Annotated in this window: 15 protein-coding genes; 6 read left to right on the forward strand and 9 right to left on the reverse strand. The window is 69.0% G+C overall.

Annotated features, from left to right (window positions below; all coding sequences use genetic code 11):
• Positions 1 to 198 precede the first annotated feature (198 nt).
• The gene (locus K6V06_RS08150; RefSeq protein WP_255581698.1) at positions 199 to 4,317 is read left to right on the forward strand and encodes a BTAD domain-containing putative transcriptional regulator; all 4,119 of its coding nucleotides are present in this window, start codon (positions 199 to 201) and stop codon (positions 4,315 to 4,317) included.
• A 46-nt stretch (positions 4,318 to 4,363) separates the two neighbouring features.
• Here the strand turns inward: K6V06_RS08150 and K6V06_RS08155 are convergent, their stop codons facing one another.
• Positions 4,364 to 4,615, reverse strand: coding sequence for a GlsB/YeaQ/YmgE family stress response membrane protein (locus tag K6V06_RS08155; protein ID WP_222242042.1), 252 nt, complete (start codon positions 4,613 to 4,615; stop codon positions 4,364 to 4,366).
• Between the two features lie 285 nt (positions 4,616 to 4,900).
• On the opposite strand from K6V06_RS08155, the gene K6V06_RS08160 reads away from it, so the two are divergent.
• Both K6V06_RS08160 and K6V06_RS08165 read left to right on the forward strand, forming a co-directional pair.
• Positions 4,901 to 5,875 carry a DedA family protein/thiosulfate sulfurtransferase GlpE gene (locus tag K6V06_RS08160; protein WP_222241923.1) on the forward strand — a complete coding sequence of 325 codons (975 nt, stop codon included), beginning with the start codon at positions 4,901 to 4,903 and terminating at the stop codon, positions 5,873 to 5,875.
• Positions 5,876 to 6,086: 211 nt separating this feature from the next.
• Complete coding sequence (locus K6V06_RS08165; RefSeq protein WP_222241925.1) at positions 6,087 to 7,097, forward strand: LLM class flavin-dependent oxidoreductase; 1,011 nt, start codon at positions 6,087 to 6,089, stop codon at positions 7,095 to 7,097.
• Between the two features lie 32 nt (positions 7,098 to 7,129).
• Here K6V06_RS08165 and K6V06_RS08170 read toward each other — a convergent pair whose 3' ends face one another.
• Positions 7,130 to 7,948: a hypothetical protein gene (locus K6V06_RS08170; RefSeq protein ID WP_222241927.1), complete on the reverse strand. Its 819-nt coding sequence runs from the start codon at positions 7,946 to 7,948 to the stop codon at positions 7,130 to 7,132.
• Positions 7,949 to 8,187: 239 nt separating this feature from the next.
• Positions 8,188 to 11,397, reverse strand: a complete 3,210-nt coding sequence (locus tag K6V06_RS20680) for a transglycosylase domain-containing protein (RefSeq protein WP_370637416.1) — start codon at positions 11,395 to 11,397, stop codon at positions 8,188 to 8,190.
• 350 nt (positions 11,398 to 11,747) lie between these two features.
• Between K6V06_RS20680 and K6V06_RS08180 the strand changes: the two genes are divergently transcribed.
• Positions 11,748 to 12,641, forward strand: a complete 894-nt coding sequence (locus tag K6V06_RS08180) for a c-type cytochrome (protein WP_222241929.1) — start codon at positions 11,748 to 11,750, stop codon at positions 12,639 to 12,641.
• A 28-nt stretch (positions 12,642 to 12,669) separates the two neighbouring features.
• On the opposite strand, the gene K6V06_RS08185 is transcribed toward K6V06_RS08180, so the two are convergent.
• Together K6V06_RS08185 and K6V06_RS08190 are read right to left on the reverse strand one after the other, a co-directional pair.
• Entirely contained in the window at positions 12,670 to 13,653 is a 984-nt protein-coding gene (locus tag K6V06_RS08185) for a hypothetical protein (RefSeq protein ID WP_222241931.1), read from the reverse strand.
• A gap of 83 nt (positions 13,654 to 13,736) precedes the next feature.
• Positions 13,737 to 14,348: an HAD domain-containing protein gene (locus tag K6V06_RS08190; RefSeq protein ID WP_222241933.1), complete on the reverse strand. Its 612-nt coding sequence runs from the start codon at positions 14,346 to 14,348 to the stop codon at positions 13,737 to 13,739.
• 397 nt (positions 14,349 to 14,745) lie between these two features.
• Between K6V06_RS08190 and K6V06_RS08195 the strand changes: the two genes are divergently transcribed.
• Positions 14,746 to 16,248: a sodium:alanine symporter family protein gene (locus K6V06_RS08195; RefSeq protein WP_222241935.1), complete on the forward strand. Its 1,503-nt coding sequence runs from the start codon at positions 14,746 to 14,748 to the stop codon at positions 16,246 to 16,248.
• A gap of 104 nt (positions 16,249 to 16,352) precedes the next feature.
• On the opposite strand, the gene K6V06_RS08200 is transcribed toward K6V06_RS08195, so the two are convergent.
• From K6V06_RS08200 to K6V06_RS08210, 3 genes are all read right to left on the reverse strand, one after another.
• Entirely contained in the window at positions 16,353 to 17,015 is a 663-nt protein-coding gene (locus K6V06_RS08200; protein WP_222241937.1) for a response regulator, read from the reverse strand.
• Positions 17,016 to 17,446: 431 nt separating this feature from the next.
• On the reverse strand, positions 17,447 to 19,288 hold the full coding sequence (locus K6V06_RS08205; protein WP_222241939.1) for a sensor histidine kinase: 1,842 nt from the start codon (positions 19,286 to 19,288) through the stop codon (positions 17,447 to 17,449).
• 386 nt (positions 19,289 to 19,674) lie between these two features.
• Positions 19,675 to 20,169 (reverse strand): hypothetical protein, encoded by a 495-nt coding sequence (locus tag K6V06_RS08210; RefSeq protein ID WP_222241941.1) that lies wholly within the window; start codon positions 20,167 to 20,169, stop codon positions 19,675 to 19,677.
• Between the two features lie 452 nt (positions 20,170 to 20,621).
• Between K6V06_RS08210 and K6V06_RS08215 the strand changes: the two genes are divergently transcribed.
• A complete protein-coding gene (locus tag K6V06_RS08215) occupies positions 20,622 to 21,776 on the forward strand; it encodes a PHB depolymerase family esterase (protein ID WP_222241943.1) in 1,155 nt (384 codons plus the stop codon).
• 42 nt (positions 21,777 to 21,818) lie between these two features.
• On the opposite strand, the gene K6V06_RS08220 is transcribed toward K6V06_RS08215, so the two are convergent.
• Positions 21,819 to 23,132, reverse strand: a complete 1,314-nt coding sequence (locus K6V06_RS08220; protein WP_222241945.1) for an MFS transporter — start codon at positions 23,130 to 23,132, stop codon at positions 21,819 to 21,821.
• Positions 23,133 to 23,412 lie beyond the last annotated feature (280 nt).

Below are 23,412 nucleotides of genomic sequence, written 5' to 3' on the forward strand. Positions count from 1 at the left end.
CGTGAAAGAAGCGTGAAAGTTGGGCCGCTCGCGCGGCGTGAATGCGCGATTCGTTTCCGAATTGCCGCGCTGCGTCGTCTATAACGACTATCTGGACAGCTGCGCGGCAGTTTGCGCGAAAGCGCGCGCCCGCACGGGCACTGGCCGTACGGCAGTGCTCCCACCGCAAGTACCAAAGCCCCCAGGGGCGCTCTGGCCATGGCGGACATTCGTCTCGATTTGCTGGGCGGCTTCGCGTTGCGCTCGCCAAGCGGAGACGCCATCACGCTTTCCGCGCGCAAGGCGCGCGCGGTGCTGGCCTATCTTGCGCTCACCGCGGGCAGGCCCCAGCCGCGTGACAAACTCGCCGCCCTGCTGTGGGCCGACAGCAACGCCGAGCAGGCACGTTCCAGCCTGCGCCAGGCGCTCAGTGCGATTCGGCGCGCGGCAGGCGCCGAGGTGCTGTCGATCGCCGAAGGCGACCGCGTCCTGTTGTCGGGGATTACCGCCGATGTGGTCCTGTTCGAGACGCATCTGCGCGGCAACGACGCCACCGCGCTGCAGGCCGCGGCCGATCTCTATCGGGGTGACCTGCTCGACGGCTTCGACGCCGGTTCGCCCGCCTTCGACCAGTGGCTCACCATCGAGCGGGAGCGCTTGCGCGCCCTGGCCGGCGGGTTGCTGGAGCGCCTGGTGGAAGCGCACCGCGCCGCGGGCGACCTGGAGCGCGCGGTCGCCTGTGCGGTGCGTCTGCTGGCGATGGATCCGCTGCGCGAGCCGGTCCACCGGGCGCTGATGCGCCTGTACCAGCGGCAGGGCAGGCAGGCGTCGGCGCTCAAGCAGTACCGGATCTGCCGTGCGGTGCTGCAACGGGAGCTGGGTGTCTCCCCCGAGCCGGAGACCGATGCGCTGTATCAGTCGCTACTGCGCAGCCGGCGTGCAGGTGAACCGGTCGATGGCACCGCACTGGGCGACGAGGAGGGCGAGGCCGCCGAGCCGGTCCCCGGTGTCCTGGGTACGCCGGCCGGTACGGCGACGGCGGCTCCCGCCTCAGGCGCCGCTGGGCCGCAGCCGCTTGCACCGGGCACGGACAGCGCCTCCTCGCCGCCTCCGGCTACGGTGCCCGCCGCCATGCCGGATCGGGCAGCGCAGGCAGGGGACGCCACGGCACGCCCGTCGCCGGCCGCGATGCCCGCCCCGGGTCCCGAGCTTCGCCACGCGGTGGTCGTCGTCGCCGAAGTCGACCTTGCCAGTGCCTCGATGGAGTCGCCCGGCACCGGCATGCTGGACCCGGAGCAGATGCACGAGGTGCTGGTGCGATGGCGTGACCATGGGCACGCCCTGGCTGCCAGCTGCGGCGGCCATGTCACCGATGCTCTCGGGGCGCGTTTGACCGTGGTATTGGGCGTGCCCGTGGCCCACGGCAACGATGCCGAGCGCGCCCTGCACGTGGCCACCGCCCTGCACGGCGGGCTGGAGGCGCTCTGCCCGCGGTGCGCCGCGCCGGTGCGCGCGCGCGTGGGGGTGGCCAGCGGGCAGGTGCTGTCGGCCAGCGCATCGGGGGGCAGCATGACGCTGACCGGCGCCCCGGTCGCCGTGGCCGCGCGGGTAATGGAGCACGCGCAGCCGGGGCAAACGGTGGTATCCAACCGCGTGTATCTCGCGCTGCCGGGCCGGCTCGATGCCAGCCATCTGACCGACCTGGTCATGCTGGGAATTCCGGAGCCGATTCCGCTATGGGCGGTGCGCCGCTTTCTGGACCCCGCGGAAACCGCGCCCCAGCACGCCTTTGTCGGCCGCAGCGCGGAGCTGGTGCAGTTGGCCGGGGTTGCCGGCGACTGTCTGCGCACGCGGCAGGGGCGCGTGGTGGTGATCCGGGGCGAGGCCGGCATCGGCAAGAGCCGGCTGGCCGAGCGGTTCCTGGCGCTGGCGCGCGAGCACGGCATGGACGCGCTGCGTGCGCTGGTGCTCGACTTTGGCGTGGACCGCGCCGGCGATCCGCTGCGCATGCTGATGGCCAACCTGTTCGGCGTCGCCGCGAATGCGGGGGCCGACGCGCTGTCGCAAGCCGTGTCGCAGGCCGTGGCGGCGGGAAGGCTCGCGGACGAGGACGAGGCGTTCGCCCGCGACCTGCTCGACATTCCCTGCACCCCCGCGCAGGCGGCGGCGCTTGCGGCGATGGAGCCGGCGGTGCGCCAGCAGGGCGCGCAGCGCTGCCTGGTATCGCTGGCCACGCAACGCAGCGAGCGCAAGGCGCTGCTGATCGTGGTCGAAGACGTGCACTGGGCCGAGCGGGCCTTGCTTGCCTGCCTCGCGCGGCTGGCCGGCGCCACGCGCACCTGCCCGCTGGTGCTGGCGCTGACCGTGCGTCCGGAACAGGATCTGCTGGACAGCGCCTGGCGCGCCGCCACCGGCAATGCGTCGCTGACCACCATCGACCTGGGTCCGCTGAACGAACACGAGGCGCGGGAGCTGGCGACGCGCTACCGGCATGTGGGTCCCCTGCTGGCACACTCCTGCATCCGGCGGGCGGAAGGCAATCCGCTCTTTCTGGACCAGCTGCTGCGCAATGCGGAAAGCGGGTCGGACGCCGACGCGCTGCCGGGCAGCCTGCAGAGCATCGTGCTGGCGCGGCTCGATCGTCTGCCGGAGGAGCACCGGCTGGCGCTGCAGGCCGCCGCGGTGCTGGGGCAGCGCTTCTCGCCCGCCGCGCTGCGCTATCTGCTCGGGCGCTCGGATGATCCTTGCGATGCGCTGGTGCGCCAGGCCATGGTGCGGCCCGAGGGCGAGGATTTCCTGTTCATGCACGCGCTGATTCACGAGGCCGTCTATGCCTCGCTGCTCAAGTCGCGCCGGCTCTCGCTGCATCGCCGGGCGGCCGACTGGTACCGGTCCCGCGATCCCGCGCTGCACGCCGAGCATCTCGAAGCGGCCGGCGATGCCGACGCGGCGCGCGCCTACGAGGCCGCCGCGCGGCACGAGGCCACGCACTTCCGCAACGAGCGGGCGCTGCGGCTGGTCGAGCGGGCGCTGCAGCTGGTGGAAAAGGCGCCCGACGACCGCGTGCGCCAATCGCTGGACTGCCTGCGCGGCGAACTGATGCTGGACCTGGGCCAGCCCGCCGACGCGCTGGACGCCTTTCGCCAGGCGGTGGCGCTCGCCGCCGACGATAGCCAGCAGGCGCGCGCCTGGTTTGGCGTGGCCGCCTCGCTGCGGCTGCTGGATCGGTACCAGGAAGCGCTGAGCGCGCTGGAACACGCGCATCGGGCGGCGTTGGCCACCGGCACCGACGAGATGCTGGCCCAGATCGAATCGTTGCGCGGCAACGTGCATTTCCCCATGGGCAATATGGAAGCGTGCCTGGCGGCCCACCAGAAGGCCCTGCATCACGCGGCGGCCGCCCATTCCGCACTGGGGGAAGTGCGGGCGCTCGGTGGGCTGGGGGACGCCTCGTACCAGCAGGGCCGGATGGTGACGGCGCGCGAGCAGTTTGCCCGCTGCGTCGCGCTGGCGCGGCAACAGGGGTTTGTGCGCATCGAAGGCGCCAACCTGCCGATGGTGGCCGTGGTGGACCTGATGTGCCATGCCTTGCCGCAGGCGCACGAGAACTGCGAGGCGGCCTTGCGCATCGCCCACCGGATCGGCGACACGCGCATCGAGGTGCTGGCGCTGGACGTGATGGCCTCCACCGCGCAGCTGAGCGGCGATTTCGCCGCGGTATTGCGCCACACCGAGCAGGGCCTGGCGGTCGCGCGCCGGCTCGGCGCCCGGCGCTTCGAGGCGGAGCTGCTGGGCAGGCGCGCGCTGGCGCTGGCGAAGCTGCGCGCGGATGGCCAGGCGCCTGCCAGTCCCGGGCCCGAGGTGGACCGCATGCTGGCCGAGGCGATGGCGTTGAGCCATGCCACGGGCCTGCGCTATTCGGGACCCATGATTCTCGGCTTTCTGGCCCGGATCACTCCCGACCCGGACCGCCAGCGTGCCGCCATCGAGGAGGGCGAGCGCATCCTGGCGCAGGGCTGCGTCAGCCACTGCCACCTGGACCTGTACGAGGCGGAAATCGAGGTGGCATTGCAGGCCGGCGATTGGGAGGCCGCCGAGCGCGCTGCCAATGCGCTACGCGACTACATGGCGGCCGAGCCGTTCCCCTGGGGCAGTTTTCATGTGCGGCGCGCGCAGTTGCTGGCAGCGCTTGGACGGGACGAGCGGGCGGGCCGCCCTGCGGGGCAGCCGCGCCTGGCGCAATTGCGGGCACTGCGGGCCGAGGGCGCGCAGGCGGGGCTGCACGACGCCCTGGGCCGCATCGACGCCGTCTTGCGGCGGTTCGGGGCGGCGGCCTGAGACCGTGGGGGCGGCATACAGGCGCGCCGCGCCCGACCCGCCTCGGTCAGCTGCGGCGCCTGACCATCCCGTAGATCGCCAGCAGCACAATCGCGCCGATCACCGAGGCGATCCAGCCGGCTGGCTCTCCGGGGCGATACCAGCCCAGCGCCTGGCCGACATAGCCGGCAACCAGCGAGCCGCCGATACCGAGCAGGATCGTCAGGATCCAGCCCATCTTGTCGTCGCCGGGCTTGATGGCGCGGGCAATCAGGCCAACGATGAGGCCGACGAGGATCGTACCGAGGAATGACAGCATAAGCATCTTCTCCTGCAGTTGACTACGGTTGGCAAGGGTAGGGCCGGGGGCGTGTGCCGCGGTGCTGCCATCTTGCCATGGCATGCTCCGGCTCGCGAGTCCCCGGCGCCGCTTCCCGCTTCAGCAAATTTGAAGCCAGCATGCAATTGCCGGACGCGCAGGAACCGCCGGGGGCTGGCAAACTGGCGGTCCTTTCAACCGTTTCCCTGGAACGTGTCCCGCCATGGGTACCCGCGCTTGCCGCCGCGTACCAGCCTCGTATCCCGAGCGGGACCGGAGATCGACGTGAATGCCATACAGGCGCTGCTGGAGCAGCATGGACTGAGTCTGGTGTTTCTGAACGTGCTGCTGGAGCAGGCAGGCGTGCCGCTGCCCGCCTATCCGATCCTGCTGGTGGCCGGCGCGCTCGGCATGCGTGGCACCGGCCCATCGATCGCGGCGGTGCTTGGCGCGGTGGTGCTGGCCTGCCTGATCGCCGACAGCCTGTGGTATTTCGCCGGCAAGCGCCTGGGCGCGCCGATGCTGCGCACCATCTGCAAGGTGTCGCTGTCGCAGGACAGCTGCATCCGGCAGACCCAGTCTCTGTACCTGCGGCTCGGCCCTCGCTCGCTGGTGTTCTCCAAGCTGCTGCCCGGCGCCGGCGCGCTGTCCACCGCCATGGCCGGCATGACCAGTACCCGCTATTCGGTGTTCCTCTTCTACGACGCCATCGGCGCGGTGGTCTGGGCCGGCGGGGCGCTGATGGTGGGCGCGGCCTTTCATCGAGCCATCGATCAGGTACTCGACGCGGTCGGCACCTATGGCCATGCGGCACTGATGATCGCGGCGGGCGCGCTGGTGGCGTTTCTTGGCTGGCGCTGGCACGCCCGACGCCGGCTGCTGCGCCGCACCCGCCGGGTGCCGCGCATGAGCGTGGACGAACTGGAAGCGCGCCGGGTGGCGGGACGCCTGCCGGTGGTGCTGGATGTGCGGGCGCCGGACGGCGCCATCGAGCGCATCCCCGGCGCGCTGCTGGTCGATCCCGAGGCGCCCCTGGCACTACTGAACGAGCATCCCCAGGACGCCGACGTGGTGGTCTATTGCGCCTGCCCGAACGAGCTGTCGGCGGCGATCCTGGCCGAGCGGCTGGTGGCGGCTGGCTATGCCAACACCTGGGCCCTTGCCGGCGGCTATGACGCGTGGAAACAGGCACAGCAAAGCCGTGCCGGAACCGAGGCGCAGGGCGGGGATCCGGACCAGCCGCCGTTGGTTGCGATGTAGAAGTTACCTGATCGCGACGGCAACGCTGGCGGCAAGGGTGTCGATTTAGACCCTTCTGACAACGCGGTTGGAGACGGCCTATAGTGGACGCTTTCGACGCTGGCCCGCCGCACCGCGCGCCGGCAGCCACAAGACGGACCCCGGCCGAGGGCGCCATGGCGCCGGCTCGGGCAGTCCGCCGGCAGTCCCCCAACTCTTGCCCGCCGCCACGATGATTTCCTATTCCCTGCTCGACCTTTCCCCGATTCCCGAAGGCAGCGACGCCGCGCAGTCGATGCGCCATTCGCTCGATCTGGCCCAGCATGCCGAGCGCTGGGGCTATCGCCGCTACTGGCTTGCCGAGCACCACAACATGCCCGGCATCGCCAGCGCCGCCACCGCCGTGCTGATCGGCTACGTGGCCGGCGGTACCTCCACCATCCGCGTCGGCTCGGGCGGCATCATGCTGCCCAATCATTCCCCGCTGGTGGTGGCCGAGCAGTTCGGCACGCTGGCCTCGCTCTATCCGGGCCGCATCGACCTGGGGCTGGGCCGCGCGCCGGGCACCGACCAGCTGACCGCTCGTGCGCTACGCCGCAATATCGCGCAGGACAGCGCGGACACCTTCCCGCAGGACGTCGAGGAGCTGCAGGCCTATTTCGACGAACCGCGTCCGCACCAGCGGCTGCGCGCGGTGCCGGGCGCCGGCCTGAAGGTACCGCTGTGGCTGCTGGGCTCGAGCCTGTTCAGCGCCCAGCTTGCCGCATCGATGGGCCTGCCGTTCGCCTTTGCCTCGCATTTCGCGCCAGGTTTCATGCGCCAGGCCATCGAGTTGTACCGCGGTACCTTCCGTCCCTCCGAGACGCTGGACAGACCCCATGTCATGCTCGGCCTGAACGTGTTCGCCGCCGACACCGAGCAGGAGGCGCGCCGCTTGTTCTCCTCGCTGCAATTGCAGTTCCTGGCCCTGGTGCGCGGCACGCCCGGCCGCATCCAGCCGCCGGTGGACGACATCGAAAGCCGCTGGAGCGAAACCGAGGCCGCCCATATTCGCCGCTCGCTGGCCTGTTCGGTGGTGGGCGATCCTGCCGCGGTACAGGCCGGCATCCAGCAATTCGTCGACGAATTCCGGCCCGACGAACTGATGCTGACCGCGCAGATCTTCGATCACGATGCCCGCCTGCATTCGTTCGATCTGGCGGCGCGCGCAGCCCGCGCAGTGCAGGCCAGGCCGGCGCTGTAGGCAGACCGTGCATTGCTCCCGGCGTTGCGCCGTCAGGCGGCGGCGCTGGCGATCCCCCGCGGTGCGCCGTCCTGGCGCCGGCGCCTGACCGCTTCGATCAGCTCCTGTCGTGCCCCATCCAGCCACGCGGTGCGGTGGCGCACCGGATCATTGGGCGAGAGCGCTTCCGGCGCGATCTGGCCGAGGAAGTAGCGCACCATGCTGCCCGCGCGTGCCGGCACCGGCATCATGCCCAGCAACTGCTCCCGCTTGAGCACGCCTTGCTCGACCGCATGGCCGAGCCCCGCCCAGGCGGTACGGCCGAACGCGATACACACGGCCTCGGGGTGGATGCGCGCGAGCCGGTCCAGGAACAGCTGCTGGTAGGCGTGGCGATAGATCGTCACGCTCATCATCTCCTCGAACGAGCCGTCGAAGGCAAGGCCGCGGCGCGTGGCCGCGTGCGGCAGCAGTGCCAGCGGCTGCAGCAGATGAAAGCTCTCCTCCCACAGCGCCGATGCGCCATGCAGTCCCAGCAGCGCCGGGATGCCGAAATGGTCCAGCATGCGCACCAGGTTCGGCCGCACCAGCGGTCCGCCCAGTTCGACCTGACGCTTGTTCTCGCATTCGATCACCCGCTCGGCGGCGTGCGAACGCAGCAGCGTCTCGGTGGTCTGCGCGGCCAGCCGCACGTGCATGTGGCCGGGCGTCAGGCTGACCAGCACCAGACGCGCCGTCGCATTCGTATGCTCGAACGGTACGTAGCTCATCCGGTAGGCGCCTTCACTGTCCACTACCACAGGCTGCGCAATGACGGCGGGCGCGCCGCCTCGGCGGATGCGCGCGCAGTACTCCTCGATATAGCTGGTCAAAGTCCCTCCATTCCCGTTGGTCGTTGGCGTCGCCGGCAATGCGTTTCGACCCGTTGGAACCGGCGCCAGCCATTGAACCGATGGTATGCGGGGGAACCGCGCCGGCATAGTCGCCGCGCGACGCAGGCGTGGCGGCGCGGGGCGGGTTTGGTGGGGCAACGAACAGATGGGCACTCCTGCCGCTGCGGCCGAGCGGCCGGCGGCGGGTGAACGAGACGCCCGCGCTATCCGCACGGGAGTCAGTGGGTGCACGCCAGCGGCGCGGGCCCGGCCTGCGGGTTCATCGCCACCACTGTCGGCGCCAGCGCGCGCAGCAGCCGTACCGACAGGGCGCTGGTGAAGCTGTAGCGCGCCGCCTGCGGTCCGCGCACGTGCAGCGTCACCGTGCCGAAGTAGCGCTCGCCGATGACGAAGACGAAGGTGGCCGACCGGCTGACTGCCCGGGAGGCGATGACATAGCCGCCGCGGCCGAACACCATGTGCCGGTGGTCGCCCGTGCCGGTCTTGCCGCCCAGCGCCATGCCGAGCTCGGCCGGGAAGGCGCCGGACGCCGAGCGGGCGGTGCCGCCCTCCACCACGTCGAGCATCGAGCGCCGCGCGAGCGCCGCCACGTCCGCATCCAGCAGCCGCTTGCCCTCGCGCGGCTGCAGGCGGAAGCGCGTTTCGTAGGGCGTGCCCACGGCAAAGTCAAGTTCGCGGATCGTCTCGGTGTACGGTTGCACGCCGCCGTTGAGCACGATGCCCGCCAGCTCCGCCAGTGCCGCCGGGCGGTCGCCCGACGCGCCGACGGCGGAACCGTACGACGGCGTCAGCGATTCAAAGGGGTAGCCGAGCCGGCGCCAGCGCTCGCCGATCCGCACGAAGGCATCGCGCTCGAGCAGGATGCGGATGCGGTTGTCCTGCCCCGCCTTGCTGCGCGTGCGGAACAGCCAGCTGTAGACCTCCTGCCGCACGTCCTTGCTGTCGGCCAGCGCCTGGTCCAGCGTCGCCTCCGGATGGAGGTTCAGATAGTCGAGCAGCCACAGCTCGAGAGGGTGGATGCGCGACAGGTAACCGCGGTCGTTCAACGAGAATTTGTCCCGGCCGTATTTGTCGTACAGCTCCAGCACCTCGCCTTCGTCCAGGGCCGACGACGCCGGCTTGCCCAGCTTCGCGCGCAGATGGCGGGCGAAGGTCTGCTCGTCCATCTGCGGATCGGCGCTGCGCAGCACCACCGCGATCCGTACCGCCACCGGCCGCACCCGCTCGAGCAGCAGGGCGATCCGACCGTCCTTGTCCAGCGGGCGATATTTGCGATAGAAGCTGGTCAGGAACTGGCTGCCTTCCTCGTCGGCGAATCGCACCAGCCATTCCCGCCGCCCTGGGGCGTCGCGCTCGGCCAGCAGCTCGGCGGCGTTGGGCACCTCGCGATGGACTTCGTAGCGGACGATGTCCCGCATCATCCGGATGAAGACGAGGTTGACCGAATGCTGGAACGCGCGGCGTACCGTCATCGGTTCGACCTTGGCCGAGCGGTCGAAATTGGAGAACGTCTGCAGACCGCCGCCGGTGAAGAACGCCTCGCCGGCGCCCGCGGCATACTTGCGCTCCATTGCCGCTTCGAGCAGCGCCGCGCGGGACAGGTCCGGCTGCGCGATCAGCTGATCGGCGACCCAGCGGCGCAGCGCATCGGTCGGCGCCACCGGCAGTGCCCGCAGCTGCGCCGTCGTCATGGCCGAGAGCTGCTGGTGCAGTTCCGCGATGATCTCCAGATAGGTGATCATGGTGCGCAGCTTGGCGGTCGAGCCCAGGTTCAGCCGGGCGCCGCTGTTCAGGTCGAAGGGCTGGTCGATATTGTCGGCCTGGATCCGCAGGTAGCTGGCATTGCCCACCCGCTCGAACAGTGTGAAGCTGGCCGCCAGGCGCGAGGGATCGTCGCCCTCGTTCAGCATGTTCTTGCCGTACAGACCAAGTTCGCGCGCGGCGTCCTTGTCGCGCAGCCGCATCAGCGTATCGGTGACCAGGCGTTGCGCCTGCGTATTGATGGTGCTGGAGACGGTCAGGTCGAGCCGGTCCAGGTCGTAGCGGCTGCCCACGCCCAGCATCCGCGACAGGTCGGCGCGCACCTGGTTGACCGCCTTGCGGGTCACGAAGGGGTCGGGCGGCGGCAGCGTCGGCACCGGCGCCTTGTCCAGCCGCGCCGCCAGCGCGGCGTCGCGCAATGACGTCGAGATGACCCCGGCCGAGGCGAGCAAACGCAGGTAGCTGTCCGTCAGCGGCTCGAGATTGGTGTCGTAACGGCGCAGATGGTAGGACGGCCGGCGCTGCGCGATGATCAGCGACAGCGCCTGCTTGTAGACCTGCGCCTGGCGCGGATCGAGCGTCGTGCCGGGGGTGCGGCGCGTCACGGCCTGCGCCGCGTTGGTCGGGGCATCGGGCATCACCGCCTGTGCAACGGTGCGCAACCCCTCCGTCTGGCCCGGACGCAAGCCGCTTTCCACCGCCTCCTGCATGCCCTTCGGCATGCCCTCGCGGATGGGGTGGGGCGGCTCGTCCTGCAAGGCGTCGTGCGGGCCGAGGTCGCCATGACCGAGCTGGCGCAGCAGCCGGTTTGCCGTGTCGAAATCCTCGCCGTACCAGTAGTACATGCCGTCGCCGATGCCGTGGATCTCGCCATGGCCGTTACGGGCCGACAGCGGCACGGTATTCAGGTACTCGGTGACGATGCGCTCGCGGGCACGGCTGGTATCGGGCCCGTCGCGATAGGCGCGCACCGATGCGGAGACCATCTGGCGCAGCTTCTCTTCGACCGAGGACGTGCGTCCATTGGGCGAGTGCCGGTACTTCTCGATCTGCGTGGCGAGGGTGCTGCCGCCCGGTGTCTCGCGATTGCGGTCCACCACGCTCAACACCTGATCGAGTCCGGCCCGCCCGAGCCGGCGCCAGTCCAGTGCCGGATTCCGCGTGGGGTATTCGGGATCGAGCAGCCCCTGATTCTCGACGAACAGCAGCGAGCGCGCGATCACCGGCGGCACGTCGGCGAAGTCGCGGTAATGCCGCTCGGGGAAGCGTTGCACCGACACGCTGTCGCCATGGCAATCGAGCAGGGCGAGGCCGGCGCGGGTCTTTTCCGCATAGGGCGGATACAGGCCGCGGTCCAGATAATCGAGCAGGGCGTCGGACATGCGGACCTGATGCACGCGCACAAAGCCGCGCGCTTCCAGCATCTCGGTGTAGTGCGGCAGGCGTGCATAGCCCATCCGCATGTCATAGGGACCGGCATCCGGGAAGCGGATACGGTCGCTCGGGCCGGCAGCGGTCTGCCAGGTCAGCCGTTGGCTCCATTCCCAGAAGTAGCGCGATTGCCAGCGCGAGGTGCGCAGTTCCTCGGCGACCAGATGGGCGGCGAAATAGCAAACGGAGCCCACCAGAGCCACCAGCAGAAGGATGGGCCAGATTCGTCGTGGCACGGTTCGAAGCACGATGCAGTTGGTCGATCGGATACGTAAATCGAAACGCGAGTGAAGCGTCATTGCGCGCTACGGGCCGCTTGCCTTCCACGTAAGTATCCATGCCTGCGTCGCACTTGGGAGCGTTGTGGACAGGGAAATTTGCTGTAGTCCCGGCGGGCGACCAAAGCGAGGAGCGGATGGAGCACTTTGTGCGTTCTGCTCTCCCTCCCGTGTTGCACAAATACGCCGAGGGTTTTCCCGCTTGGTGAGGTTGCGCACCGACCCGGCCTGTGCGGCCTCGCTCAAATACTGCGTTTCCTGCCATTCGGTTCGGAAACGGCGTGGAAACGGTTCGGGAGGGGTGCGCGGTGAGACGGGTATGGTGGATCGGATTCGGCGTGCTCGGGGGGCTTGCACTGCTCGCCGCCATCGCCTTCGGAGTGGGGATCTGGCTGGGCGAGCGCAAGGCCGAGCGCAGGGTGGACGTCGACGCGGCACCGGTCTCATGGCGCACCGATGCCGAGGCACTGGCGCGCGGCAAATACCTGTACGACTCGCGGGGCTGCATGGAATGTCACGGCGCCGATGGACGCGGCAAGGTGGTGCTGCGCGATGGCAAGGGGCTGTACGTGCGCTCGCCCAACATCACCGCCGGCAATCCCCAGGTGGCGGAGTACGAGCCGGTCGACTGGGTGCTGGCCATTCGCCACGGCGTCTCGCCCACCGGACGGCCGCTGCTGATCATGCCCAGCGAAGACTACAACCAGCTCAGCGACGACGACCTGTCCGCGCTGGTGGGCTATATCCGCAGCCTGCCGGCCCTGCCGGGCGGCTCGGGCGAGGTACAGCTGCCCTCGCTGGTCTGGGCGATGTACGGCTACGGCATGATCCGCGACGCCGCCGCCAAGATCGACCACACCTTGCCGCCGCCTGCGCCGCAGCCGCCAGCGGCGACCGCTTCCTATGGCGCCTATGTGGCCAACTCCTGCATCGGCTGCCACGGTGCCAATCTCGCAGGCGGCAAGATTCCCGGCGCGCCGCCGGACTGGCCCCCCGCCGCGGATTTGCGCCCCGGCGCGGCAATGAGCCGCTACGACACCGCCGAGCGCTTCGTCTCGATGATGCGCAGCGGCCGCCGGCCCGATGGCAGCGAAGTGAGCCGGGTCATGCCGTTCGACACGCTCAGCAGGATGAGCGACACGGACCTGACCGCGTTGTGGCTCCATCTGCGCGAATTGCCGCTGACGCAGGCCTCGCGCTAGACCGCACGAAACCGGGCCGCCGGGTGCGTCAGCGCATTCCCTCGGGCAAGCCGATGGCCGTGGTGTCTATGGTCTGCACGTCATCACCCTGCTGAACTTCGCTGCGCAGCACGAACGCTTCGGAAGGGCAGTACCAGTCGGTCACCGACATCGTGAACGGGTCGATCGCTTCGGGCTCGCCGCCGATCAGCACGGTGCCCAGCGAGGTCCGTTTTTCGAAGCGGATCGGCAGGCAGTCGCGCGGCCCGAGTGCGGTGGCAATGCGTTGCGCCTTGCCGACCTGGCGCGAACCGATTTCGATGGAAGCCTTCGGTATCTCGATCGTCGTCACCGGTTCCCCGGTATGCAGGCTGTGGATCTGCAGACTCGCACTCGATCGCAGCGATTCGCCGGGCAGGGTCATGCCTTCCCGGATGTCGCGACCTGCGTAGCTGAGAAACCCCTTGCCCTCGAACGACGCCACGCCGAACAGGCGGCCATAGCGGGCTTGCGCGTTGATCGTGGCGTTATGGCTGCTGATGGCATCGCCATCGGCGATGCGCCCTGGACCGAAGCTCAGGCGATGCACCTGGTCCATGACGACCGGCGGCCCCATGGTCGCCGCAAGCGCGGACTTCGAATGAATGTCGATCCAGGCGCCGCAGCTGTCCTCGGCGAAGCTGGGCTGGTGCACCGTGACGGTGATCGACATTGGCATCTTGCCATCCGCTTCGAGCTGCGCGCGCGCGCCTGCGCGAAACCAGGGTGCCAGGCAGATCGGCGGACGCTCCAGGTCTGCGGAAGCGGGCAACGGCCCGTTGGAGGAGATTTGCTGCCGCCGCTGGTCGGCCACGGGCTCGGCTGCGGCGAAGAGCGGCGTCGATACGCCGGGAGCCAGCAGCGCGATGGCCGCCAGTCCTGCCCGCCAGCAGGAAAAGAAGGTCCCGGGCGGCATGCGCACATGACCGCCTGTGACACGGTAGGAGGGGTCGCTGACTGGCGCTTCCCCGCCGGTCGCGCAGCAGACTTGCATGGCGGCATTATGCAGGCGGTTGACGCGGTTGTGCATCTGCCGCCGCTAAATGGCCCCGCCGAGCGGCGGGCAGGTGCGCGTACTCAGGCGGGCGCGGTCTCCGCTACCGTCGAAACCGGGGCACCGCGCCCGCTTGCGGGGACGGCAGCGCCCGTGCCGGCTGCATGCGGCAACGACCGTCCAAGCCGGCGCAGGCGCTCGCGCAGCGCCGCATCGGGGGCTGCCGACGGGCAGGTGGCGGCGGGATCGGCTACCCCGAGCTTGTCCAGCGCGAGGCGGTAATCGTCGACGGTCAGGCCCACTTCCGGGTCCACCACGATCGCCGCCGCGCCGAACAACGACATCGCCATGGCGGGGTCCGCGCTGAGCACGGCCATCCGGGGCGCGGCCGGCTGGCGCGCCAGCCAGGCGTCGATCTGGCCGGCGAACCCGCCCGGGGCGTCGGGAGCGAACGCCTGGACCTGCAAGTCAAGCTGCTGGATCAGCGCCTGTGCGGCCCCATGGCCCCATTCGTGAGGCAGCACCACGCGCGCGCCGGTCACACCGAACAGCCGGCGGACGAAGCCGACGGCGACGGCATCGAAACGCCGCAGCGCGCCCGGCATGCCGGGCTCCGGTATGCCGCCGAGCCGGGCGGCGGAACGTTCGGAGAAGAGGACTCCGGGCACATCGAGCATGATGAGGCGATCGGACATAAGGGCTTTGCATCCTGATGAAGCGGTTGGAGCGGCGGGCAGCGTGCGCACGGGTGGCGCGCGCGCCCGCGCTGGCGTCACAAGTAGCGTACGCTCGGCGCGGGCGCGCGTACCGTGCATCGGTGCCGGTCAGATGCAACAGTTCTGTAAGACTTTGTTCTTCGCGGTAAAAACAGCGCCTCGCCAAACCGTTTTGTTTCGTGCCGACACAAAGTGCGGGCATGCCTTTCACAGAACGCGCCGGGATGGCCTGCCGCTGACAGCTCAGGGTTCTCCCTAGTGAATCCGGCTTGTTGTATGGTTACGCCTTTTCCAGGGGGCGGCGAGGCGCATATCGGTGCCGATGCCGCTGAACGACGGGCGGCACCCGCCTGACAAATCCATTCGGAGACTCGCCATGAACGAAATGGTCGATGCCGTCAATGGCATCATCTGGAGCCCGGCACTGGTTTACCTGTGTCTGGGCGTCGGCCTTTACTTTTCCATCCGCACGCGCTTCGCGCAGGTTCGGCACTTCTTCGGCATGATCCGGCTGATGCTGGATGGCAAGTCCTCCGCGGAAGGCGTCAGTTCCTTCCAGGCGTTGACCATGTCGCTGTCGGGGCGAGTCGGCACGGGCAACATCGCGGGTGTCGCGACCGCCATCACCTTCGGCGGTCCCGGTGCGGTGTTCTGGATGTGGGTGATGGCCTTCCTTGGCGCCAGCACCGCGTTCGTCGAATCGACGCTCGCCCAGATCTACAAGGAAAACGTCAACGGCCAGTACCGTGGCGGCCCCGCGTTCTACATCGAGAAGGGCCTGGGCGTGCGCTGGTATGCGTGGATTTTCGCCGTCGCCACCATCATCGCCTGCGGCGTGCTGATGCCCGGCGTGCAATCGAACAGCATCGCGGCCGGCATCCAGAATTCCTTCGGCGTGGACCCGGCCGTCACCGGCGCCGTGCTGGTGATCCTGCTTGGCCTGATCATCTTCGGCGGCGTCAAGCGGATCGCGAAGTTCGCCGAGATCGTCGTGCCCTTCATGGCGCTCGGCTACATCCTCGTGGCCTGCGTCATCGTCGCGCTCAATATCGAACAGCTGCCCGGCGTGGTGGCGCTGATCCTGCGCAGTGCGTTCGGCATGGAGTCGGCCTTTGGCGCGGTGCTCGGCCTCGCGGTGCAATGGGGCGTGAAGCGCGGGGTCTACTCGAATGAAGCGGGCCAGGGTACCGGCCCGCACCCGTCGGCGGCCGCCGAGGTGTCGCACCCGGCCAAGCAGGGTCTGGTGCAGGCGTTCTCGGTCTATGTCGATACGCTGTTCGTCTGCTCGGCCACCGCGTTCATGGTGCTGATCACCGGCGCCTACAACGTCGTCGGTCCGGCCAAGGAGGCGCTGCATACCGGCCTGCGCGGCATCGAAGCCGGCCCCGGCTATACCCAGCAGGCGGTGGAAAGCGTGCTGCCGGGCTTTGGCGCGGCTTTCGTCGCGATTGCGCTGTTCTTCTTCGCCTTCACCACCATCGTTGCCTACTACTACATCGCGGAAACCAACGTCGCGTATATCAACCGCAAGCTGCATCGTCCGTGGATGATCTTCCTGCTCAAGGTATTGATCCTTGGGGCCACGCTTTACGGCTGCGTGCGCACCGCGACGGTGGCCTGGGCGCTTGGCGATATTGGCGTTGGCCTGATGGCATGGCTGAACATCGTGGCGATCCTGATCCTGCAGAAGCCGGCGCTGAAGGCGCTGCGCGACTATGAGGCGCAGAAGCGCCAGGGTCTGGATCCGCAGTTCGTACCTGGCCCGCTGGGCATCCCCAATGCCGTGTTCTGGGAGAAGCGCGCCGCGGGCGAGCCGACGGAGATCGATACGACCGGCACCCTGGCACAGCCCGTCCCGCAACCGCGCGGCGGCGAGTAATCGGCCGAGAGCCGACAACGGGAGGGACCGGCATCGTCCGGTCCCTTTTTCTTTTCCGACCTCGGTGCCGCGCCCAGGGCGCAAGATGCGCGCCGCTGCCATGCTCAGCTCAACGCCATCAGCAGGTCCTGCCGGGCGGCGTAGTCGAACAGTTCCCTGTCGTTGCTCGCGCCAAGCTTCTGCATCGCGCAATTCTTCTGCCGGCTGATCGTCTTGACGCTGCGGCTGAGCGACGACGCGATCTGCGTCACCGACTTGCCGCTCAAATACAGCCTGAGCACTTCGGTCTCTCGCACGGACAGGCTTTGCACGCCGGCGCGCTCGTCCTGGCAGGGATAACGCGCGCTCGACTCGGCCAGTACCCGCGCAGCCGAGCGCCCGATATACGAAAGGCCGCGCTCGATCTGGACCAGCGCATGGATCAGTTCGTCAAGCGGCGAGTCCTTGAGCAGCAGGCCCTGCACCGGCACATCGGCGATCGCGCGCAGGATCAGCGGATTGGTCATCATTGTCAGCACGACGATACGCAGGCCGGGATGGCCGCGCCGCAGCTGGCCAAGCATGCCAAGACCGTCCCGGCTGTCGCCGCAAGGCATGTGGTAGTCGGTCACGACGATGTCCGGTCGCAATCGCCGAGTGGCTTGCAGCAGCGCATCCGCGCTGGTGGCCTCGCCGCAGACGTGCCAGCCCAGCTGGCCCTGCAGCAGACTGCGGATTGCGACCGAAATGGCCGGATGGTCGTCGGCGACCAGGATGTTCAGTGCCATGCGGACTCCCGCGCGTGCCGAGCGCTTCGATGTTTGACATGGCCGCCTTGCCGGGCCGCAGCGATCGGCAAGACATGCCGGAATTGCGCACCGGTTTCCAGGACCGAAGGGGAGAAAAAGGACGCCGCGCGGCGACACCGCGCGGCGTGAATGGCGCCGCGCCTCGGGCGAAATTGCGCCGCGAGCGGTGCAATTGCCGAGCAAGGCGGCGCACATGCCCCACCTCCAGGCCACAACGGGAAATGGCCGGAAACGCGCTGCAATGCCGGTTCAGAATACGGGGGCGTGCTCAGCGACGGGATCGGAGCATTCTCAAAAGGCGGGGGGCGAAAGGCGCAACCCGTGCGCAAAGCGCGGCGCCACCGAGCAGGGCCAATGGCCGGTCGGGGAGTGCGCTTGCAGCGGTCGCCGCTGCGCCGGCAGGCCCGCTGTCAGGCGAGCCGGACAAGCCAGCGCTGCAGCGCCGGCTCAAGCGCGCGCAACGCGGCCCGCGTCGCAGCGATATCGCCGCTGGCGCAGGCGGACTCGACGACGGCGGCAAGCCCGGCGACCTGCGCCTCGGCGGCCATGCACGCAGCGCCGCGGATACGGTGGGCAAGCTGCCCGGCGACGGCAAGGTGTCCGCCGGCGACGGCACGCCGTAACCCCGCCAGGTCGTCGGCGCTGCCGGCAAGCAGCGCGCGACGAATCGCATCGGCGTCCGGCGGCTCGTGCGGCGGCACTGCCAGGGGAGCCGCTTGCCCCGGCTCGCGGTGTTGCCCAGGCCGGCGCCACCGGGTGCCAACTGGCAGCGCCGTGGCCGCGAGGGGTAGCCATCGCTCCAGATGGTTTGCCAGCGCCTGCAGGTCGATCGGCTTGGACAGGCAGTCGTCCATTCCCGCCAGCAGTGCCCTGGAGCGGTGTTCCTGGCTGGCATCGGCGCTGCACCCCAGCAGCACGCAGCGCCCGCTGCCCAGTTCGCGTTCGCGCTGACGCAGCGCGCGCGCCATCTCGTAGCCGGTCATGCCCGGCATATTGCAGTCGGTCAGCACCAGATCGAAGGGCATGCCGGCCGTGGCGTGGCGCGCCAGCGCTTCGTCGCCGTCCGCGGCGCAGGTCGCGTCGATGCCAAGCAGGCGCAGTTGCCCGGCGAGCAGCAGCCGGCTGGCCGGATGGTCATCGACCACCAAGGCCCGTGCCCGGTGGAAGAGGGCAGGGGTGGGATGCGACGCAGCGGGGGCCGGCCGCATGCCCGGGCGCATGCCCGGCCGACAGTCCAGCGCCGGCGCCTCGCAGCGAAGCGTCAGCGTCAGTATGGCCTCGGTACCGGCGCCCATCCGGCTGGCCAGCCGCAGCTCGCCCCCCAGGCGCCGCGCCAGTTCCCGCGAGATTGCCAATCCCAGTCCCGTGCCCGGGATACCCGCGGCGCCGTCGCCGCGAAAGAAAGGCCGGAACAGCCCTTCCAGATCGGCCGCGGCAATTCCGGGACCCTGGTCGCGCACCGCAATGCGCAACACCTCGCCGTCGGCGGTCTTGCCGAGGCTGTCGAGCGTGACACGGACAATACCCTGTTCGCTGAACTTGATCGCATTGCCCAGCAGATTGCCAAGGATCTGGCGCAGCCGCTGAGGGTCGGTACGGTGGCAGTGTGCCGCCAGTGGTCCGACATGAAGGCCGATGCCCAGCCCGCGCTCCTCGGCCAGCGGCCGGAACTCGTCGACCAGATGCCGCAGGTCGCGCTGCAGCTGCACCGGCTCTGGACGGATCTCGAGCAGCCCGGCGTCCAGCTTCGCCATGTCCAGCATGCCGCCTGCCAGCGCCATCAACGAGCGCGCGCAGCGATGCGCGCTTTCCAGGTAGTGCGCGATTTCCGTCGAGACGCCGGCCTTGCGAGAGAGCAGCTCGAGGATGCCGACGATCGCATGCAAGGGCGTGCGAATCTCGTGGCAGAACAGCGCCATTGCGCCGGGGCGCTCCGGCCCGCCGGGCAGTGTCGGCTGCGTCAGGCCGTCGGCGCCGATTGCAGTGGCGCTGCCGCCCAGCTGCATCCGTGCATGCCTGCGCAGCGCCACGGCGCACGCCGACAGGGCGGCTGCGGCCAGCAGGGAGCCCTGGCCCGCCCCAAGGCTCCATTCGCGCAGGGGCAGTGCGATACGGGGCCGTGGCAACCGCATCGGAGACGCCACCGTCGCGGCGCGAGGGCGCAGCGCCGTCAGCAGCGAAACCGAGAACAGGCCGGGAACGCGAAAGGACCGTGCGTGGTAAGGGCGGATGGAGGGATGGACGGCGGGCATGGCGGCACGGGCAGGCCGAGCCGGGGGGACTGCGCCATGGCCGCTCTCACCGCGGGTGGCGTGGCCGGTCATGGCGACGCTTGTCGCCAGGCAGGCGCAACACAGCAGGGCGGCAAGGCGTCGATCAAGCCCCGGCATGGGCGCATCCCGGCGGTGCGCCACCTTGTGCATGGCCACGATTGCCTCCGTTGCATGGAAATGGCAGCGGTGCAATCTAGCGGAGCGATTCGGCGCCAGCTATCGCAGTTCGGCCCGGATGGGTGTCAAAGTGTCCGGCAGGAAAGCGGAATGCGACCCGTCTCAACGCGAGCGGATGCGCTCGCGGAGGAAGACCGCCGGAAGACTGCTGGAAGACCGCTGGAAGACCACCCGGCAGGGGCGGCAGCTCAGGCCGCCGCGCAGCCGCCGGGTGCGATGGAGACTTCGCCGACGGGCCGATTGCCGATCCCGGTGTAGCGGAACACCAGCGCAATGCCCAGGCGCCCGAGTACGGGCACATCCGGGTTGCGGCAGATGCCGCGCACCAGCGCCGGCCGGGCACTGGCCATGAACGAGGCCGTTCCCTCGCGCGAGGCGTCGAACTCGAACAGGTTCAGATGGAACACCACGCGCTTGCCGGCTTCGCCGCTGCAGCCTTCCAGGCGCGTCGCGCTGTCCAGCACGAAGGGACCGGATCGCGTCAGTTCCCGGCAGGCGCTGCCGATCGCCGCGTCGGTCGTGCCGACCGGGCCGGTCAGGCGGGTGACGCCGGTCATGCCGGTGGGTTTGCCGTCCGCCACGCCTACGAGCAGCCTGGCCAGCGCCGACATGGCATGGGGCAGAGGGAACTGGTTCGGCGTGTCCTGCCCGAAGGCAGGGACAGAGGTACAGGCAATCAGCAAGGCCGCACGCCAGGGGGCCGACTTTCGGGGCAGTGTCGCGTTCCGCATGGAAATATCGGTATCGAGTCGCCAAGGGGGGCGGATTCGCGCAATTCGCGCAGTGCCATGCCGCAACCTTAGCGACCTGGCCCATGCGCTTCTGTCAGTTCTTGTCCTACAAACTTCTACATGTTGGAATGTAGAAATGTCCACTGCGGGCAAAATTTGCTTGCTATTCAACGGCCTAGCTGCCGAAAGCGAAGCGGGCCGGAGCGGTGAACCAAGGGCAAAAAATCGGCAAAAAAGTGCCACAAACCCGGCTTCTGCCGTGCTGAGCGCTCGCCAATCGCCTGTTTCATCACGCATGCATCGGTTGGCCCTCCATCCTCCCGCGACCATCCGCGTGTTACGCTGCACTGCAACATGCTGGCCCCGATACTGCGTGGCAAGCATGGATTGAAGCAGGAGTTCGAATGGCTGAGGAGTGGTACACGCGCTGGACAGAGTGGGATTCCCCACTGGGTGCCGGGGATGACGGAAGGTCGGCACGCGAGCGGGCGGCCACGGGTGGCGCGCTGGCGCAAGCGGCGAGGGCACTGGGACTGGAGGCAATCGGTTTGCGCTCCCGCGGCGTGCCGTCCCCGGAGCAACGGGTGCGCTCGCCATGGCGACCGGCGGAGCTTCCCACCGGGCCGCTGCCCGGCCGCTGGCAAGGTCACCGGCTGAAACTGCCGCTGGCGCCCGGCGAGCTGTTGTCCCAGCTGAACTACCGCCTTTACGAGCCGTCGCATCGAACCTCGCGCGCGTCGCCGGTGGTGGTGATGCTGCACGGCTGTGGGCAGAACGCGGACGATTTCGCCAGCGGCACGAGGATGAACGCGCTCGCGGAGCAGCAGGGTTTCCTGGTCGCCTATCCGGAGCAGACAGTACGGCGGCAACTGCAGCGCTGCTGGCACTGGTTCGACCTCGCCGCCGGGGAGGGCCTGCGCGAGGTACAGGCCATCGGCGCGCTGATCGATACGCTGGCGTCGCGGCCCGACGTCGACCCGTCGCGCATCTATCTGGCGGGACTGTCGGCAGGTGCCGCCATGGCAGCAGTGGTGGCGCTGCGCTACCCGGACAAGGTCGCCGCAGTGGGCCTGCACTCGGGCGTGGTGATCGGCGCCGCGGACAGTGCCCGCAGCGGCCTGGCGGTGATGCGCAATGGCAGCCCGCTGGGCTGGCGCCAGCCCGTTGCCTTGCTGGATGCCGCCGGCGTGCAGGACGGTGGCGCGCCGATGCCGGCCCTGATCCTGCACGGGCTGGACGACGATGTCGTCAACCCGGTCAACGCCAGATTGCTGGCGCGCCAGTTCCTTGCCTACAACCGCATGGGGCGGCTGCAGGGGGACGGACGGCACGGCCGCTCCGGCGCGGACCAGCCCGCGGAAGGGATGCCGGAACTGGCCAACGGGCACTATCTGGAGCGTCGTTACCGTAGTCCGGCTGGCGAACTGGTCCAGCTTTGCGAGATCGCGGGGCTGGACCATGCCTGGAGCGGGGGCGATCCCGCCTACCGCTATCACAGCGCCACCGGCCCGGACGCCAGCGCGCTGATGTGGGACTTCTTCCGCCGCTACCGGCGCTGAGGGGGAAGGCCCGCGCCGCGCCGGCAGCGCCGCACCACGCCGTCAGGCCACGTGCTTGCGGCGCGCGAACAGCGCGGTCACCATGCCCAGCAGGCACAGCGCGACCACGTAATGGGCCGGTGCCAGCGGATCCTGCTTCATCATCAGCGTCACCACCATCGGGGTCAGGCCGCCGAAGATCGCGTACGACACGTTGTACGAGAAGGACAAACCGGAGAAGCGGACCTTGGCCGGAAACGCGTGCACCAGCACGTACGGGACCGCGCCAATGGTGCCGACGGCCAGGCCGGTGACGGCATACAGCGGCAGCAGCAGGTCCGGACGGTGGCCGATCGTGGTGTAGAAGATCCAGGCCGATGCGGCGAGGAACAGGCCGCCGAAGAACAGCGTGCGGCGCGCGCCGATGCGGTCGGCCAGCGCGCCGGCGATGATGCAGCCGATCGACAGGCAAAGCGTGGCCACGCTATTGGCGACCAGCGCCGTGCGTGCATCGAAGCCATATTGCTTCTGCAGGAAGGTCGGGGTCATCAGGATCACCACGACGATCCCGGCCGAGAGCATCCAGGTCAGCAGCATCGACACGGCCACGGCGCCGCGGTGATCGCGCACGACCGCCTTCAGCGGCATCTCGGCGGCAAGCGCCTTCTTTGCCTGCAGTTCGGCGAATACCGGCGTTTCATGCAGCCAGCGGCGCAGATACATCGACGCGATGCCGAACACCCCGCCCAGCAGGAACGGCACGCGCCAGCCCCACTGCGCCAGCTCGTCCGGCGCGAACACCGAGTTGATCGCGGTGGCCACCAGCGAGCCAAGCAGGATGCCGGCGGTCAGGCCGCAGGTCAGCGTGCCGCAGGCGTAGCCGATATGACGCGCGGGCACGTGCTCGGAGACGAACACCCAGGCGCCGGGCACCTCGCCGCCCACCGCGGCGCCCTGCATGATGCGCAGCACCAGCAGCGCGACCGGCGCGGCCAGCCCGATCGCGTGATAGGTCGGCAGCAGACCCATCAGCAGCGTGGGCACCGACATCAGCAGGATCGACAGCGTGAACATCTTCTTGCGGCCGAGCAGGTCGCCGAAGTGGGCCATGATGATGCCGCCCAGCGGCCGGGCAAGGTAGCCCGCCGCAAAGATCCCGAAGGTCTGCAGCTGGCGCAGCCATTCCGGGATCGAAGGCGGGAAGAACAGCTGCCCGATCACCGTGGCGAAGAAAACGAAGATGATGAAGTCGTAGAACTCGAGGGCGCCGCCGAGGGCGGCAAGCGACAGGGTCTTGTAATCCTGGCGCGTCAATGGACGGGCGGCCGGCGCTGCGGGCGCGACGGCGACATCCACGGTACTGCTGGTGGTCGACATGAAAAGACTCGCATGAGAGGAGTTCGCATGCGAAGCGCGAAACACGGGATGCGTGGCGGGGAGCGGCTGGGGGTACAGCGCAGTGAGGCGGAGGCAGGCGACGGGTAAGTCTCTTGCTCGCGAGGGGACGCTTCGCAAAGCGGAAAATATACCACGCCGGTGACGCAGTGCAGCAAACTGCACCGCGTCACCCTAGGGAGGCTTCAGTCCCTTCCATACCGGCACGCAATTGTGCCAAAGCGTTATCTCTCACCCACCTTGTCATCAATGTCGGCAATAA

This window comes from Cupriavidus sp. AU9028, assembly GCF_019795295.1.
Lineage (GTDB): Bacteria > Pseudomonadota > Gammaproteobacteria > Burkholderiales > Burkholderiaceae > Cupriavidus.

Coding starts and splice junctions, on each gene's coding strand:
- K6V06_RS08150 (WP_255581698.1), top strand. CDS start 199: ATGGCGGACATTCGTCTCGATTTGCTGGGCGGCTTCGCGTTGCGCTCG.
- K6V06_RS08155 (WP_222242042.1), bottom strand. CDS start 4,615: ATGCTGTCATTCCTCGGTACGATCCTCGTCGGCCTCATCGTTGGCCTG.
- K6V06_RS08165 (WP_222241925.1), top strand. CDS start 6,087: ATGATTTCCTATTCCCTGCTCGACCTTTCCCCGATTCCCGAAGGCAGC.
- K6V06_RS08185 (WP_222241931.1), bottom strand. CDS start 13,653: ATGCAAGTCTGCTGCGCGACCGGCGGGGAAGCGCCAGTCAGCGACCCC.
- K6V06_RS08190 (WP_222241933.1), bottom strand. CDS start 14,348: ATGTCCGATCGCCTCATCATGCTCGATGTGCCCGGAGTCCTCTTCTCC.
- K6V06_RS08195 (WP_222241935.1), top strand. CDS start 14,746: ATGAACGAAATGGTCGATGCCGTCAATGGCATCATCTGGAGCCCGGCA.
- K6V06_RS08200 (WP_222241937.1), bottom strand. CDS start 17,015: ATGGCACTGAACATCCTGGTCGCCGACGACCATCCGGCCATTTCGGTC.
- K6V06_RS08205 (WP_222241939.1), bottom strand. CDS start 19,288: ATGCCCGCCGTCCATCCCTCCATCCGCCCTTACCACGCACGGTCCTTT.
- K6V06_RS08215 (WP_222241943.1), top strand. CDS start 20,622: ATGGCTGAGGAGTGGTACACGCGCTGGACAGAGTGGGATTCCCCACTG.
- K6V06_RS08220 (WP_222241945.1), bottom strand. CDS start 23,132: ATGTCGACCACCAGCAGTACCGTGGATGTCGCCGTCGCGCCCGCAGCG.